We start from the raw sequence: 14,194 nt of genomic DNA, 5'->3' as shown, positions 1-14,194 counted from the left end.
CGTAGCAATGCTGCGGGAGGCGGGGCCTCCTGCTGCGCTGCGCAGGTCTGTTCGGTACGGTCGTGCGGAGCCGGAGTCCGGTTCACCGCCCGGGGCAGCAAGGCGCGGGGCGCACAGGCTTGATCGAGAGCGGGGAACGTTGAGCGATCCGAATCCGTACGCGGACGACTCATACAAGTGGGGACCGCCCCAGCAGCCGGGCAATCCGCCCACCGTCGCGGATGGTCAGGGATACGGCTACCCGCAGCAGTTGCCCGACGCCGCGACCCAGCCGGGCCCGGCCTACGGCTATCCGGCCGTGAACCCGCCGGCTCAGCCTGCCCCGCCCGGTTACGGGTTCCCGCCGCAGCAGGGCCCGGGGCCCGGCGGCGGGGCGCCGATGCTGTCGCTCGGGGACATCACCGTCATGAACGATTCGATCGTGACGCCGTCCGGCACGCTGCCGCTCAAGGGCGCGGTGTGGACGGCCACCGACATGTCGCGCACCGAGGAGAAGATCCCGACGGTCGCGATCGTGCTGGCGATCATCTTCGCCCTGCTCTGCCTGATCGGGCTGCTCTTCCTCCTGATGAAGGAGAAGAAGACGACCGGGTTCATCCAGGTCTCGGTGACCAGTGGCGGCCGCCACCACTCGACGATGATCCAGGCGACCGGCCCGGAGACGTTCCAGATGGTGATGGCCCAGGTCAACACCGCGCGCTCCATGAGCATCTGACGCACCTTTGGCGAAAGGGCGGACGGGGGCGGCGCCCGGGCACCGGCAACGCCCTTCCCCACGGGGCAGGGTGGCGTCATGGCCCGCTTCCACCGCACCGTCACCGTCGCCCCATGGAACACCACCGGCTCGACGAGTACGCCGAACCGGCCCGTGATCGCGCGGAGTCCGCCCGGTCCCGCGGCCAGGAGACCGTGCCGCCGGACGGGCGGGCCCCGGACGGCCCCAGCCCCTCTTGGGGCGTGTGTCGGAAGTCCCGCCTGCCCCGCGACGCCCGGCACGCTCGCTGCGTTGTCGGGGCCGTCCTCGTACGTCCGGTACGAGGACGACCCTCCGCCTTGCGATCGCACGCACCGGACGCCGCCGGGCCCACCCTTCGGGCGGACGGCGGGACTTCCGACACACGCCCTAGTCCCAGGCGGCTCCGCCGCGGTCCTCCGCGACGACCATGATGCGGCGCAGCATGTCGTTGAGCAGGATCTGTTCGCCCTTGTCGAGTACGCCGAGGAGCCGGTCCTCCTCGTGACCGAGGAAGTCCATCGCGCCGAGCCAGGTCGAGCGGCCTTCCTCGGTGAGTTCCACGTCGACCCGTCGCCGGTCCGTGGTGGAGGGCGTACGGCGAATGAAGCCGCGCCGTTCGAGCGCGTCCAGCCTGCCGGTGACGGAGGCGGGGGCGAGGTCGAGGTCGGCGGCGAGTTCGGAGGGGGCCGCCTTCCCGCCGCGTCCGGCGAGCTTGTGGAGCGTCTCGAACTCCTGGCGGTCCAGGTCGAAGTCGACCAGGGACTGTTCGCGCACCCTCCGCAGATGGACGGAGAGCTTCTTCATACGCGTCACCGCACCCTCGACATCGGGATCGAGGTCGGGAAGCACGGGCTTCCACCGCTCGACATGTCCGTCGGTCCAGTCGCGTGGCTCCATGAGGAAAGGGTACGCCCGGCGCACATATGCGCTTCGGCGTCAGATATTTCGTTGACGAATAATTCGGTACCGAAATAGATTGCCCCGCATGCCGCATCCCTTGCGCACGCGCGCCTTCCGCCTGCTCTTCATCGGACGCACCCTCTCCCTCCTCGGCGACGCCGCCATCCCCACCGCCCTCTCCCTCGCCGTCTACCTGGCCACCGGCTCGACCGCCGCCCTCGCCCTGGTGCTGGCGTGCGCGATGGTGCCCAAGCTGCTCCTGCTGCCCCTCGGCGGCGTCGTGGGCGACCGCTTCAACGCCCGCACGGTGGCACTCACCACCGATCTCGTACGGTGCGCCACCCAGCTCTTCGTCGGCATGGAACTGCTCGGCGGTGAACCGCGGCTCTGGCAGATCGCGGTCGCCGAGGTGATCGGCGGCGCGGCCGGCGCCTTCGCCATGCCGACCGTGTCACCACTGATCCGCGGCACGGTGGAAGCTCCGGGCCTGCTGCGCGCCAACTCCCTGATGGCGGTCGCCACCAGCGCGACCCGGCTCGGCGGCCCGGCCGTCGCCGGAACGCTGATCCTCACCGCGGGCCCCGGCTGGGCATTCGTGCTGGACGGCGCGAGCTTCGCGGTGAGCGCCGCCCTCCTGTCCACGATCAAGGTCCGGCACGTGCCGATACCGCACCGGTCGATGCTCGCGGACCTCAAGGAGGGCTGGGGCGAGGTCCGCGGCCGCGACTGGTACTGGACGAGCCTCATCGCCCACTCCACGTGGAACGGCGCGGCGGCCGTCCTGATGACCCTCGGACCGGCACTGGCCGTCGAGGACATGGGCGGCGAGGGCGCCTGGATCGCCCTGCTCCAGACCGGCGCGGTCGGCCTCCTCCTCGGCTCGCTGCTGGCCGGGCGCGCCCGGCCGCGCCGCCCGGTCCTGGCCGCCAACCTGGGCCTCGCCACGTACGCACTCCCCCTCGGCCTCCTCGCAGCCGGCGCCCCCGCGCCGCTGACCATCGCCGGGTACGGCATCGCGCTTGCGGGACTCGGCTTCCTCGGCCCGGTCTGGGACACCTCGGTCCAGTCCGCGGTGCCCGCCCACGCACTGGCCCGCGTGACCTCGTACGACTGGCTGCTCTCCCTCGGCGCGATGCCGCTGGGCTACACCCTGGCGCCGGTCGCGGCCACGGCCTGGGGCTCCGAAGTCCCGCTCGCCGTCGCCGCCGTGATGGTCGGTGCGGCCTGTCTGGCGACGGCGGCGGTACCGGGCGTGCGACGGTTCAGGGCGCCTGCATCCCAGACCGGGGCAGCCGGGGAGAAGCACCCCCGAGTACCCGCTTGAACATGTTCAAATTCAGGTCTAGAGTCCATGACAACGACTTTTGAACGCGTTCAAGGGAGGGTGGGGCATGGACCTCACTGTTGTGGCGTACGTCGTCTACCTACTGATCAGCGTGGGGCTCACGGTGTGGGTCGCCCGCACACTGAGCCGTAACGGAAAGGTCTTCCTCGCCGACGTCCTGCACGGGAACGAGAAGCTCGCCGATGCCGTCAACCACCTGCTGGTGGTCGGCTTCTACCTGGTCAACCTCGGGTTCGTCGCCCTCTACCTGAAGAACGCGGACGGGGTCGCCGACGCCCGTGGACTCTTCGAGGCGCTCTCGGTGAAGGTCGGCGTCGTCCTGCTCGTCCTCGGAGTGCTTCACCTCGGGAACGTCTACGTACTCAACAAGATCCGCCGCCGCGGGCTGATGGAGCGTGAGCAGACCCCACCGGTACGGCCGCAGGGCTGGACGGGCCCCGCCGGCCAGGGCCCGTGGGCCGCACCCGCCACAGGCCGGTGACCGCGCCGGTGGCGGTCACGGCCGACCGGGAGCGGACGCCCGTCGAGGGGCTCACCGTGCTCTACGACGCGCGGTGCCCGCTCTGCGTCCATCTGCGCCACTGGCTGATGAAGCAGCGTCAACTCGTCCCGCTCGATCTCGTCCCGGCGGCCTCCGAGGAGGCACGGCGCCGCTTCCCCGGGCTCGACCACTCCGGGACGCTCTCCGAGATCACCGTGATCGGCGACCGGGGGCAGATCTACCGGGGGACCTCCGCCTGGATCGTCTGCCTCTGGGCGCTGGCCGAACACCGGCCCAGGGCGCACTGGCTGGCCACCCCCGCGGGGCTGCCGTTCGCCCGGGCTTCCGTGCTCGCCGCCGCCAAGTACCGGTCGCTGACCGCGGCGCCCTGCGGCCCCGGGGACGGAGCGTGCCAGGTCCCCGGCACGGAGGACCAGGGCGGACGGCTACCCTCGGGGCTGTGGTGAAGGAAGCGAAGGACGCGAAGGAAGCCAAGGCTCCCAAGAGCGAGCAGACCCGCACACTCATTCTCGAGACGGCGCTCCGGCTCTTCGAGGAACGCGGCTACGACAAGACGACGATGCGGGCCATCGCGCAGGAGGCCGGGGTCTCCGTCGGCAACGCCTATTACTACTTCACGGGGAAGGACGCTCTCGTCCAGAGCTTCTACGACCGGCTAGCCGCAGAGCACGAGGCGGCGGTGAAGCCGGTCCTGGAGGGCGACAAGGACCTGGCCGTGCGCATCCGCGGGGTGCTGCTCAGCTGGCTCGACGTGGCCGAGCCGTACCACCGCTTCGCCGCCCAGTTCTTCAAGAACGCCGCCGACCCGGAAAGCCCGCTCTCCCCGTTCTCCGAGGAGTCGGTCGCGGCCCGGGAGGCGGCGATCTCCATCCATGAACGGTGCCTGCGCGGCTCCAGCACCAAGACCGACCCCGACATGACCGACGTGCTGCCGCAGTTGATGTGGCTGATACAGATGGGTCTGGTGCTGTTCTGGGTGTACGACCGGACGGAGGGCGCCGAGCGCAGCCGCCGCCTCGTCGAGCGCACCGCACCGATCGGTGCCCGGGCGATCGCGCTCTCCCGGTTCCGGGTGCTGCGACCGCTCGTACGGCAGATCCACGACGTGCTGGCGGACTTCCTGCCCGGGTCAGTGAAACAGCCGACCACCGCGCGGCCGGGCCGGGAGAAGGCGTAAAGGGCCGGGGCCGGCCGGAGACCTCGCACACGGTGTGCGGCAGTCTCCGGCCGGCCCCGGCCCTTACGGTTCCCTGGGACCGGGGGGCGGGTGGATCGCGGCCCCGCCCCTGGTCCGCCGGGCACTCCTAGCCTCGCCGTTTCGGTTGGGCTGAAGCGGCGTCGCTGATGACCAACTGTGGGGTGGTCGAGGCGATTTTGTTTCCTGGGCATGGCGGGGCCCCGGCGCGGTGGTCGGGTTCTCCGGGGTCCTTCGGGTTGTGGGTGGGCGGGGGACAGCCGGTCAGCCAACCGGTCGGGGCAGTGCGGCAAGGCGGTGGAAGGCCGTGGCCAGTGCGTGTCTCCAGGGCCAGGTCGCCGAGATCCGTAGGCGGAGGCGGCGTCCGCCGCGGGTGAGGCGGGCGGCGACGTGCAGCAGCCGGTAGCGGAGTTTCTTGGGTTCGGCAGCGGCGAGTTCGCCATCCAGCAGGAGGAAGCGGGCCCAGGCGAGGAGATCGATTGCCGCGAGGCTGAGTTCAAGCCAGGTGGCGTTGACGTCGAAATGGCGGGAGGGGAAGCGGCCGAAGCCGGTGCTCTTGCCGCACCGGATGTGGTCCTCGACGGTGGCGTGTCCGCGGTGGCGGACCTCCAGGAACTGCGCGGAGCCGCTGCCGGGGTAAGGGGTATCGGTAAGGAATACCTGGTGCCGCAGGCCCTCGTTGTGATCGAACAAGGACAGCTGGGCGCCGGGGTGCGGACGCTCTCGACGCACGATGATGCGGGTGCCGGCCGGGTAGCCGGCAAGGTCGACCATGCCGGTCAGCTCGGCAACCGCGGCTCCCTCTCGCAGTGTCCCGTTCTGGTCCAGGGCGGGATGCCAGACCTGCTCAGGCAGGGTCCGGATCGCACGGCGGACCGGCTCAGTGACCGCGTATCCGACCGAGAAACGCAGGTCCAGGCCGTGCTCGCGCAAGGTTCGGATGTGGGCGAGGAAGGCTTTCGCGGATCCGGCGCTGTCGGCGCGGACCAGGATCGCGGTGCCGTGCCGGTGGGCGTCGGGGATCTGCGCGAGGGCGTCGTCCAGCACCGCAATGTGATCGGCGGCGGTGTTGGCTCCGGAGTTGCCGGGCCGCAGCCGGCCAGACATGGCCTCGCCGGTATTCGCGAGGAAACACAGCAGCGGATGAAAGCCGAAGCCGCCCTTATAGGTGGGCGCGGCTTGTTCCTTTTCCGAGTGGGAGGTGATCAGCGTGGCGTCGAGGTCCAGGACCAGGCCAGGAAGTTCTCGTCCGCCGGCCCGGACGACGGGTATGCCCTGGCCGGTCTCGGCGGCCTGCATCCAGGCGACTTCCCGGGCCGAGGCGCGGGCCGCTCGCAGCGAAGCGAGTACTGCACCGTCGGTGTCGGCGAGCAACCGCCAGGCCGTGGGCGTGGAGGCGACCGGTCCGAACACCTCGCCTTGGTCCCGCAGCACGGCCAGATCCGCTATCGCCTCACCACCGTCGGCGAGCATCACCGCGAGATCGGTCGCGGTCCGGCCCGGATCATGCCCGGTGCCACGCGGTCGCAGCGGCCTGAGCGCAGTGGAGTACGCGGTGGCCAGACCAGTGGCCTCGGCAAGATCCGTCAGCAAACGTGCCCCGGCGTGCCCGACCACGCCCGAACCGTCGGTGGACACATGAAGCTTGGGACGAGAACCGATACCCTGCACGCAGAAAGTGCCTTCCGCTTGGACCGACAGAACCCCTCGACAAGGTTCATCGTCCCAGCTCAGAAGGCACTTTCGCGTATCCGGCCAACATCCGGACCAGCCCCAACCGAAACGGCGAGGCTAGGGCGTGTGTCGGAAGTCCCGCCGTCCGCCCGAAGGGTGGGCCCGGCGGCGTCCGGTGCGTGCGATCGCAAGGCAGAGGATCGCCCTCGTACCGGACGTACTCGGGTGATGCGACAACGCGGCGAGGTGCCGTGCCGGGCGTCGCGAGCCGGTGAACCCTTCCGGTCGCAGCACTAGATCCAGTTGAGTTCCCACAGCCGCCAGATGCCCGTGCCGTCCGACAGGTACTGCGAACCGGAGACATCGGTCGTGCTGACGACGTAGTCCTTCTTCTGCCACAGCGGCACGAGCGGCACGTCCTCGCCGACCAGCGCCTGGAGCTCCTTGAAGTCGTCCGAGGTACGGCTGCGGTCGCTGTACTGCAGCGTGGCCGAGATCAGGTCGTCCATCTTCTTGCTGGTGTAGCCGTTGTGAAGGCTGCTGTCGCGGCCGACGAGCGGCTGGCTGAAGGTGTCGGGGTCCGGGTAGTCGGGCAGCCATCCGACGGTGTACGCGTCGTACTTGCCGGCCGCGTAACCCTTCTGGAAGTCCTGCCAGTCCACGGCCTTGACCGAGACCTTGAACAGCCCGTTCGCCTCCAACTGGCGGCGGAGCTCGGCGGTCTCCTTCGTGTACGCGTCGTCGGCGCGGTAGGCGAAGGTGATGTGCAGCGGGGTCTGCACGCCCGCCTCCTGCATCAGCCGCTTGGCGCGCTCCGGGTCGGGCGCCGGGTAGGCGTCGAAGAACGGCGTGCTGTGCCCGATGTAGCCCTGCGGGATCAGCGAGTAGAGCGGTTCGACGGTGCCCTTGTAGACATCCGTCACCAGCGGCCCGCGGTCGATGATGGACGCGATGGCCTGCCGGACCTTCTTGTCGGCGAGGGGGGACCCGGCGCGCACGTTGAAGACCAGGTTGCGGATCTCGGCGCTGTCCGCCTCGGTGATGCGCACGTCGGGGTCGCCGGGGTTCAGCTCGGCGAGCGTGGACGGCGGCAGCTGCCGGTGCGTCACATCGACCTGTCCGGACTTCCAGGCCGCCAGGAGGTCGTCCGACTGCTTGTAGTAGCGGACGGTGACGGGAACGCCGGTCTTCTTCAGTGCGCCCTTGTACCGGGTGTTCGGGACCAGCTCCGCCTCGACGCCCGGTTTGTACGACTTGAGGACGTACGGCCCCGAGCCGTCGACCGTGGTTCCGGTGCGGAGCTTGTCCGCCGGGTACTCCTCGCGGTCGACGATCGAACCGGCTCCGGTGGCGAGCTTCTGCGGGAAGGTCGCGTCACGCGAGGAGAGGTTGAAGGTGATCGTGCGGCCTTCGGACACCACGTTCTTGAGGCTCGGGAACAGGACCGACGGACCCACGTCCGTCTTGATCTTGATCATGCGCTCGATGGAGTACTCGACATCGGCGGCGGTCATCTTCCGGCCGCTGGCGAAGGTCAGGTCGTCGCGCAGTTTGCACTGGTACGTCTGGAGCTTCTGACCGATGAACCCACAGCTCTCGGCGGCGTCCGGCTCCGGGACGATCGCCCCGGACTTGAACGTCATGAGGGACTGGTAGAGGTTGCTGTACATCGCCCAGGAACCGGCGTCGTACGCACCGGCCGGGTCGAGGGACGTCACCTCGTCCGTCGTCCCGACCATGATCGGATCGCTCTTCACCTCGTTCGAGGGAAGCAACTGCCAGGCGACGACGCCTGCGATGACCAAAACCGCGAGAATCGCGAGAATCCGTAGCCGGATCGACCGCATTGCCGTGCTCTCCCTTAACAGCCCCACCTGGGCAGATGCGCTCAGAAACGCACATCACCGTGCTCACGGTCAGCCAATCACACGATTTTCACATCTGGAAGAGGAAATCCGTATCTCATAGCCTTTTGTTCGACAGTTGAAACCTCGGCTGGGCCGAACGGCTGAAAACTGTGGAGGCGCCGTGCAATTGAGTCGCCCCTTTTGTGCCGTTACGCCTGACGGGACGCCAGGTGTACGACGGTGATGTCGGAGGGAGCGCCGACCCGTACGGGCGGACCCCAGGCGCCCGCGCCCCGAGAGACGTACAACTGGGTGTCGCCGTAGCGCTCCAGGCCGGCGACCGTGGGGTTGGCGAGTTCGGCGGCGTAGTTGCCCGGCCAGAGCTGGCCGCCGTGGGTGTGGCCCGAAAGCTGGAGATCCACGCCGTACGCGACCGCGTCGTCGATGACGACGGGCTGATGGGCGAGGAGGACGGAGGCGCGGGTCCGGTCCCGGTCACCCAGGGCGCGCTCGAAATCCGGGCCCTGCCCCTCGCTCTCCCCGGCGACGTCATTGACCCCGGCAAGATCGAAACCGTCGATCTCGACTCGGGCGTTCTCCAGTGGGCGCAGGCCCAATTCCCTTACGTGATGGACCCATTGGGCCGCACCGGAGAAATACTCATGGTTGCCGGTGACGAAGAACGCGCCATGGCGGGCCTCCAGCCGGGCGAGCGGCTCGGCGGCCGGACCGAGGTCGGCGACGGAGCCGTCGACGAGGTCCCCGACGACGGCGATCAGATCGGGCTGGGTCCGGTTGATCGTGTCGACGATCCGCTGAGTGTGGGCGCGGCCCAGGATCGGGCCGAGGTGGATGTCGCTGACGACAGCGATCCGGAAGCCGTGCGCGGCGCGGGGCAGTTTGGCGAGCGGAACGGTGACCTGCTTGACGCGCGGACCGCGCAGCACGCCGTAGGTGCCGTAGCCGACGGTGCCGAGCCCGGCGACGGCGGCCGCGCCCCCGACGGCGCGCGCGACGAACAGGCGGCGGGTCGGGTCGGCGGGGCCGGTGGCGGGGGCGTCGGCGACGAGGGTGGCGGGGGCTCCGCTCACGGCCGCACGGGCCGGGGAGTTCCCTGCCGCGGGTGCTTCGACCCGAGATGAAAGGAATTCGGCCGAATCGTTCTCGGTAGTCGTACCGCCGCCCGCCCGGCGCGCGAGGACCCGCCGCAGAACAGGCCGTACCGCCTCGCCCACCAGCAGAGCCAGCGTCAGGTACAGCAGCGCCGCCAGCCACAGATAGCCCGGCCAGGCCAGCACCTGCTGCAGCCAGAACGGGGCGCCCGTCCGCCCCGAGACCAGGGCGCCGATGCTCAGCAGCGGCAACAGCCAGACCGCCGCCGTGCCCACCCTGCGCAGCGTGCCGCCCGGGGCCGTCGTGTCGGCGACGAAGCGGAGCCACACATAGCGGTGCACACCGACGAGCAGCGCGAGGACCGCCAGCGCCACCACAACGAAGACCACTGCCACGTCACTCCCCCACCCATGTGCGGCTCTCGGTACGCCTGCGCCTTGTGCGCCGGCGCTTCGTACACCTATGTCCGGTCGCCGCGCGGCCGGTTATGAACGTTCGCGGCGCAGGGCCCTGAGTCCGCGGAACCCGATCAGACCGACGGCCGTCCCCAGGAGAAAGGACGTGATGGCGAGCAGCAGATGGACCCAGAAGTACGCAGTCGGGTCACCCGCGTCGTCGAAGGCAAGTCCACTGCCGTCTTTCCATAGATTCTTGGCGAAAGTGACCCAAATGACCCAGCTCCACACCCCGAAGGCGAGCAGGAACCAGGAAACGGGGCGGCTGAGCTTCATGGATCCAGTATCGCCACCGCGCTCCGGCCGGAGCGCCCGGGGTGGGCTGTCCCAGCGTCGCGGACGGCCGGTCAGCAGGTCCGCAACACTCGTCACATCATCAGCCTGTACGTTTCCGACCGTGCCCGCTCTGAAAAAGACCGCGCTGACGGTCATCTCCGCCGCCCTGTTGTCCACTTTCGTCATCAGTCCCGCGTCAGCGGTCGACAAGGACACCGCCGACGACCCGAAGCCGACCGTCCCGATGTCGAAGGTCGGCGGCGCGCAGCTCGGCCGGGTCGGCACCCAGGTCGAACTGGGGCCCGGCGCCCCGGTGCTGCCGAAGGACCTCACCGGGCGGTCCTGGATCGTCGCGGACGCGGAGAGCGGTGAGGTGCTCGCCTCGCACAACTCCCACTGGCGGCTGCCCCCCGCATCCACCCTGAAGATGCTGTTCGCCGACACGGTCATGGACTCGCCCGAACTGCAGCCGAAGACCCTGCGGCACAAGGTGACGAGCGAGGACCTCGCCGATGTCGGCGAGGGCAGCAGCCTGGTCGGCGTCAAGGAACGTCTGACCTACACGGTCCACGACCTGTGGCTCGGCGTCTTCCTGCGCTCCGGCAACGACGCGGTACATGTGCTGTCCGCGATGTACGGAGGTGTGCCCCGGACCGTCGCCGCCATGCAGGCACGCGCCGAGGAGCTGCAGGCCCTCGACACGAACGTGGTGTCTCCCGACGGATACGACGCACCCGAACAGGTCTCCAGCGCGTACGACCTCACCCTGTTCGCCCGCAGCGGGCTGCAGAAGGAGGACTTCCGCGAGTACTGCGCGACGGCCACGGCCGACTTCCCCGGGGAGAAGAAGAAGGGGAAGAAGCGCGGGACCTTCGAGATCCAGAACACCAACCGGCTGCTCACCGGCGCCGGCGTCGAACCGTACAAGGGCATCGCGGGCGTCAAGAACGGCTACACCACGCATGCGGGCAACACCTTCACGGGCGTCGCCGAGCGCAACGGCAAGGTGTTGCTCGTCACCGTCATGAACCCGTCGTCGAAGGAGCCCCACGCCGTCTACAAGGAGGCCGCGAGCCTGCTCGACTGGGGCTTCGACGCGGCCGGCAAGGTGACCCCGGTCGGCGAACTGGTCCCCCCGAAGTCTGCACGGACGGGCACCGGGAAGGGCAACGAATCGGCCGACGGCAACAGCTCCTCGGGCACCTCCGACTCGGGAAGCAAGGGTGCGGGCAAGCACGGTCCGGCCGTCACCGGGGCGGCGGCCACCCAGGGCTCCAGCGGGGTCGGGATCGCACTGGGGATCGTCGGCGGAGTGCTGGTGCTGCTGGCCGGCGGCGTGTTCCTGGTCAACCGGCGCTGGCCGCTGCCGGACCTGGTGCGCCGCCTCCCTCGCCGCTGACGGCCGCGCCGCCCGCCCCGACGTCCTTGCTGCTCGGCGTCGCCGTCCAGGCGGCGCAGAACAGCAACAGCCTCGCCGTGAAGTTGATCCACAGCAGGAGGGCGACCGGCACACCGAAGGCGCCGTACATGCTCTTCGACGCGACACTCTTCATATAGCTGCCGAGCAGCAGCTTGAGGAGTTCGAAGCCGATCGCGCCGATCACCGCCGCTGTCAGCAGCCTGCGCCGCGGCGGCTTCACGCCCGGCAGCAGTGTCAGCAGATAGAGCAGCAGCAGGAAATCGGCAACGGCCGCCACGAGCAGGGCCACGGTCTGCAGCAGCACTCCGCCCGCACCACGGTTGGGGATGCCCAGGAGGCCGGCGGTCCAGCCGACCGCGGTGGAGCCCGCCGTGGACGTGGCAAGGGTGACGAGCGCGGCTCCGCCGAGGCCGATCAGCAGTCCGGCGTCCTTGAGCTTGCGGACGACCGGATTGCCCTCGTCCACATCGTCCTTCTCCCAGACAGCGCGCAGACAGCCCCGCATCGCACCGATCCAGCCGATGCCGGTGAAGAGCAGCAGTGCACCGGCGACCAGCCCGACCGTGCCCGCATTGGCCACCAGATTGCTGATGCCCAGCTGGTCGGAGATGCCCGGCACCTGGTCGGCGATCAACTTCTCGATCTTGTGCAGCTGCTCGTCGGAGAGCAGCGCGGCGCCGATCGCCGCGCCGACCGCGATCAGTGGGAAGAGCGCCAGGAAGCTGATGAAGGTGATCGCGGCGGCGAGCCTGGTCCAGTGGACCATGTCCAGCCGTTCGTACGAGCGCCAGGCGTGCGTCATCATCAGCCGGGCGACGAGTGGCCCGATGACGGGAAGATTCTTCAGCCAGTCCATGACGTGCGCGTACCCTCCTGGGCGCGAAAAACCGGTGTACGGGCCCGGGCACGCGGGCGCCGGGTGGTGTCGGGCCGAGCCCGTGGGCGACACGGCCGGACGGACCAACTGCACCACAGAGCCGCGGGCGTCGACGGCGACCAACACCCGGTACGGCCGAGGCGGACCCGGCAGGCGGGACCGTCACAGGTCGGCGAACGCCGGCCCGTACGCGGCCGCCCGCAGCAGCCCGATGACGGCGAGCGCCCGGTCTCCCGGCACCACGTCCTCGGGGGTGCCGGGCGTGCGGCGGTCGGCGAACACCGCGTACCGCAGCGCCGCCAGGACCCCGCCCCCCTTCCGGGTCGTCCCGAAGCGAACTCTTCTGGTCAGCAAAGGAAGTTGCGCGTCATTGACGAGCCAAACTCCCTTAATCACCCATTTCGGTGAGCTGTGTAACAAATCCCTCAAAGGTGTTTTCTCGGGCGATACGGTCACCACCATGTCTGTCGACACCGTCTCCCTGACCGGCTGGGGCCGTACCGCTCCGACGACCGCCCTGCGGTTCCGTCCCCGTACGTACGAGGAGGCGGCGGTCGCGGTGCGCGGCTGCGGACCCCGTGGTTCCATCGCGCGCGGTCTGGGCCGGGCCTACGGCGACGCGGCGCAGAACGCGGGCGGCTCCGTCCTCGACATGACCGCGCTGAACCGGATCCGCACCATCGACGCCGCCACCGGTCTGGTGGTGTGCGACGCGGGCGTGAGCCTGCACCGGCTGATGGAGGTACTGCTGCCGCTCGGCTGGTTCGTGCCGGTGACTCCCGGGACCCGCTACGTCACCGTGGGCGGAGCGATCGGCGCCGACATCCACGGCAGGAACCATCACATCTCGGGCTCCTTCTCCCGCCACGTGCAGGACATGGAACTGCTGACCGCCGACGGCGGGATCCGTACGGTCCGGCCCGGCACCGCTCTCTTCGACGCGACCGCGGGCGGCATGGGACTGACCGGGGTGATCCTCTCGGCCACGCTCCGGTTCCAGCCCGTCGCGACGTCACTGATGTCGGTCACCACCGAGCGGGCTGTCGATCTGGACGACTTGATGGCCCGGCTCACCGCTTCCGACCACCGCTACCACTACTCGGCCGCCTGGATCGACCTCCTCGCCCGGGGCAGGGCGACCGGGCGTTCCGTACTCACCCGAGGGGAGCACGCGCCCCTGCATGTGCTCCCGGCGCGCGCCCGGCGCACACCGCTCGCGTTCCGCCCGGGACAGCTGCCCGTCGCGCCCGCGTTCGTACCGCACGGACTGCTCGGCCGCACCTCCGTCGCCCTGTTCAACGAGCTCTGGTATCGCAGGGCTCCCACGTACCGCATCGGCGAACTCCAGAAGCTGTCCACGTACTTCCACCCGCTGGACGGCGTGCCGCACTGGAACCGGGTGTACGGCCGCGGCGGCTTCGTGCCGTACCAGTTCGTCGTCGGATTCGGGCAGGAGGAGGCGCTGCGCCGGATCGTGCGCCGGATCTCGCGACGGCGCTGCCCGTCGTTCCTGGCCGTGCTCAAACGGTTCGGGAACGGCGATCCGGGCTGGCTGTCGTTCCCGATGCCCGGCTGGACACTCGCCCTCGATCTGCCCGCCACGCTGCCGGGCCTGGCCCGCTTCCTCGACGAACTGGACGAGGAGGTCGCGACGGCCGGTGGCCGCGTCTACCTGGCGAAGGATTCCCGGCTGCGGCCCGAGACGCTGGCCGCGATGTATCCGCGGCTGCCCGAATTCCGGTCGCTGCGCGCCGAACTGGACCCGGACGGGGCGTTCCGTTCGGACCTCTCCCGCCGCCTCGGCCTCTGAGTCCACGCACTGCCCGCTCCCTCCTCCCCCGCCGCCCCCGCTAG

General features: G+C 69.7%; 13 protein-coding genes and 1 pseudogene. 7 read left to right on the top strand and 7 right to left on the bottom strand.

Translation table 11 applies throughout. From position 1 onward, the window contains the following. Positions 1-139 precede the first annotated feature (139 nt). Positions 140-715 carry a hypothetical protein gene (locus ACFU6I_RS27495; RefSeq protein ID WP_384371530.1) on the top strand — a complete coding sequence of 192 codons (576 nt, stop codon included), beginning with the start codon at positions 140-142 and terminating at the stop codon, positions 713-715. Positions 716-1,123: 408 nt separating this feature from the next. Here ACFU6I_RS27495 and ACFU6I_RS27490 read toward each other — a convergent pair whose 3' ends face one another. After that, positions 1,124-1,633: a MarR family winged helix-turn-helix transcriptional regulator gene (locus ACFU6I_RS27490; protein WP_384371528.1), complete on the bottom strand. Its 510-nt coding sequence runs from the start codon at positions 1,631-1,633 to the stop codon at positions 1,124-1,126. 88 nt (positions 1,634-1,721) lie between these two features. Here ACFU6I_RS27490 and ACFU6I_RS27485 point away from each other — a divergent pair, with 88 nt between their 5' ends. The 4 genes from ACFU6I_RS27485 (at position 1,722) to ACFU6I_RS27470 (ending at position 4,660) form a co-directional block, all read left to right on the top strand. Continuing rightward, a complete protein-coding gene (locus ACFU6I_RS27485) occupies positions 1,722-2,960 on the top strand; it encodes an MFS transporter (RefSeq protein ID WP_384371526.1) in 1,239 nt (412 codons plus the stop codon). A 67-nt stretch (positions 2,961-3,027) separates the two neighbouring features. After that, positions 3,028-3,462 carry a hypothetical protein gene (locus ACFU6I_RS27480; RefSeq protein ID WP_384371524.1) on the top strand — a complete coding sequence of 145 codons (435 nt, stop codon included), beginning with the start codon at positions 3,028-3,030 and terminating at the stop codon, positions 3,460-3,462. After that, entirely contained in the window at positions 3,459-3,929 is a 471-nt protein-coding gene (locus tag ACFU6I_RS27475) for a thiol-disulfide oxidoreductase DCC family protein (protein ID WP_384371522.1), read from the top strand. Before ACFU6I_RS27480 ends, ACFU6I_RS27475 begins: the two co-directional genes overlap by 4 nt. After that, entirely contained in the window at positions 3,923-4,660 is a 738-nt protein-coding gene (locus ACFU6I_RS27470) for a TetR family transcriptional regulator (protein WP_384371521.1), read from the top strand. Before ACFU6I_RS27475 ends, ACFU6I_RS27470 begins: the two co-directional genes overlap by 7 nt. A 282-nt stretch (positions 4,661-4,942) precedes the next feature. Here ACFU6I_RS27470 and ACFU6I_RS27465 read toward each other — a convergent pair whose 3' ends face one another. From ACFU6I_RS27465 to ACFU6I_RS27450, 4 genes are all read right to left on the bottom strand, one after another. Beyond that, positions 4,943-6,379, bottom strand: a complete 1,437-nt coding sequence (locus ACFU6I_RS27465) for an IS1380 family transposase (protein ID WP_384371558.1) — start codon at positions 6,377-6,379, stop codon at positions 4,943-4,945. Positions 6,380-6,645: 266 nt separating this feature from the next. Continuing rightward, the gene (locus tag ACFU6I_RS27460; protein ID WP_384371519.1) at positions 6,646-8,199 is read right to left on the bottom strand and encodes an ABC transporter substrate-binding protein; all 1,554 of its coding nucleotides are present in this window, start codon (positions 8,197-8,199) and stop codon (positions 6,646-6,648) included. A gap of 209 nt (positions 8,200-8,408) precedes the next feature. Next, positions 8,409-9,707 (bottom strand): metallophosphoesterase, encoded by a 1,299-nt coding sequence (locus ACFU6I_RS27455; RefSeq protein WP_384371517.1) that lies wholly within the window; start codon positions 9,705-9,707, stop codon positions 8,409-8,411. Between the two features lie 90 nt (positions 9,708-9,797). Beyond that, complete coding sequence (locus ACFU6I_RS27450) at positions 9,798-10,043, bottom strand: SCO4848 family membrane protein (RefSeq protein ID WP_327244736.1); 246 nt, start codon at positions 10,041-10,043, stop codon at positions 9,798-9,800. A gap of 121 nt (positions 10,044-10,164) precedes the next feature. On the opposite strand from ACFU6I_RS27450, the gene ACFU6I_RS27445 reads away from it, so the two are divergent. Further along, positions 10,165-11,442: a D-alanyl-D-alanine carboxypeptidase family protein gene (locus ACFU6I_RS27445; protein ID WP_384371515.1), complete on the top strand. Its 1,278-nt coding sequence runs from the start codon at positions 10,165-10,167 to the stop codon at positions 11,440-11,442. On the opposite strand, the gene ACFU6I_RS27440 is transcribed toward ACFU6I_RS27445, so the two are convergent. Together ACFU6I_RS27440 and ACFU6I_RS27435 are read right to left on the bottom strand one after the other, a co-directional pair. Then, positions 11,390-12,319, bottom strand: a complete 930-nt coding sequence (locus ACFU6I_RS27440) for a YihY/virulence factor BrkB family protein (RefSeq protein ID WP_384371513.1) — start codon at positions 12,317-12,319, stop codon at positions 11,390-11,392. The genes ACFU6I_RS27445 and ACFU6I_RS27440 overlap by 53 nt on opposite strands. A 183-nt stretch (positions 12,320-12,502) precedes the next feature. Beyond that, positions 12,503-12,646, bottom strand: a pseudogene (locus ACFU6I_RS27435) (decaprenyl-phosphate phosphoribosyltransferase); the annotation flags it as partial. Positions 12,647-12,800: 154 nt separating this feature from the next. On the opposite strand from ACFU6I_RS27435, the gene ACFU6I_RS27430 reads away from it, so the two are divergent. Beyond that, positions 12,801-14,150: an FAD-binding protein gene (locus ACFU6I_RS27430; RefSeq protein ID WP_384371511.1), complete on the top strand. Its 1,350-nt coding sequence runs from the start codon at positions 12,801-12,803 to the stop codon at positions 14,148-14,150. Positions 14,151-14,194 lie beyond the last annotated feature (44 nt).

This window comes from Streptomyces sp. NPDC057486 (genome assembly GCF_042802415.1).
GTDB classification, from domain to species: Bacteria; Actinomycetota; Actinomycetes; order Streptomycetales; family Streptomycetaceae; genus Streptomyces; species Streptomyces yanii.
Note: the sequence above shows the minus strand (reverse complement) of the source record. Positions and strands in the feature narration are given on the sequence as shown.

Bases quoted from the DNA above. Each gene is read 5' to 3' on its own strand.
- ACFU6I_RS27430 (WP_384371511.1), top strand. From the start codon at position 12,801: ATGTCTGTCGACACCGTCTCCCTGACCGGCTGGGGCCGTACCGCTCCG.
- ACFU6I_RS27440 (WP_384371513.1), bottom strand. From the start codon at position 12,319: ATGGACTGGCTGAAGAATCTTCCCGTCATCGGGCCACTCGTCGCCCGG.
- ACFU6I_RS27490 (WP_384371528.1), bottom strand. From the start codon at position 1,633: ATGGAGCCACGCGACTGGACCGACGGACATGTCGAGCGGTGGAAGCCC.
- ACFU6I_RS27450 (WP_327244736.1), bottom strand. From the start codon at position 10,043: ATGAAGCTCAGCCGCCCCGTTTCCTGGTTCCTGCTCGCCTTCGGGGTG.
- ACFU6I_RS27485 (WP_384371526.1), top strand. From the start codon at position 1,722: ATGCCGCATCCCTTGCGCACGCGCGCCTTCCGCCTGCTCTTCATCGGA.
- ACFU6I_RS27480 (WP_384371524.1), top strand. From the start codon at position 3,028: ATGGACCTCACTGTTGTGGCGTACGTCGTCTACCTACTGATCAGCGTG.
- ACFU6I_RS27460 (WP_384371519.1), bottom strand. From the start codon at position 8,199: ATGCGGTCGATCCGGCTACGGATTCTCGCGATTCTCGCGGTTTTGGTC.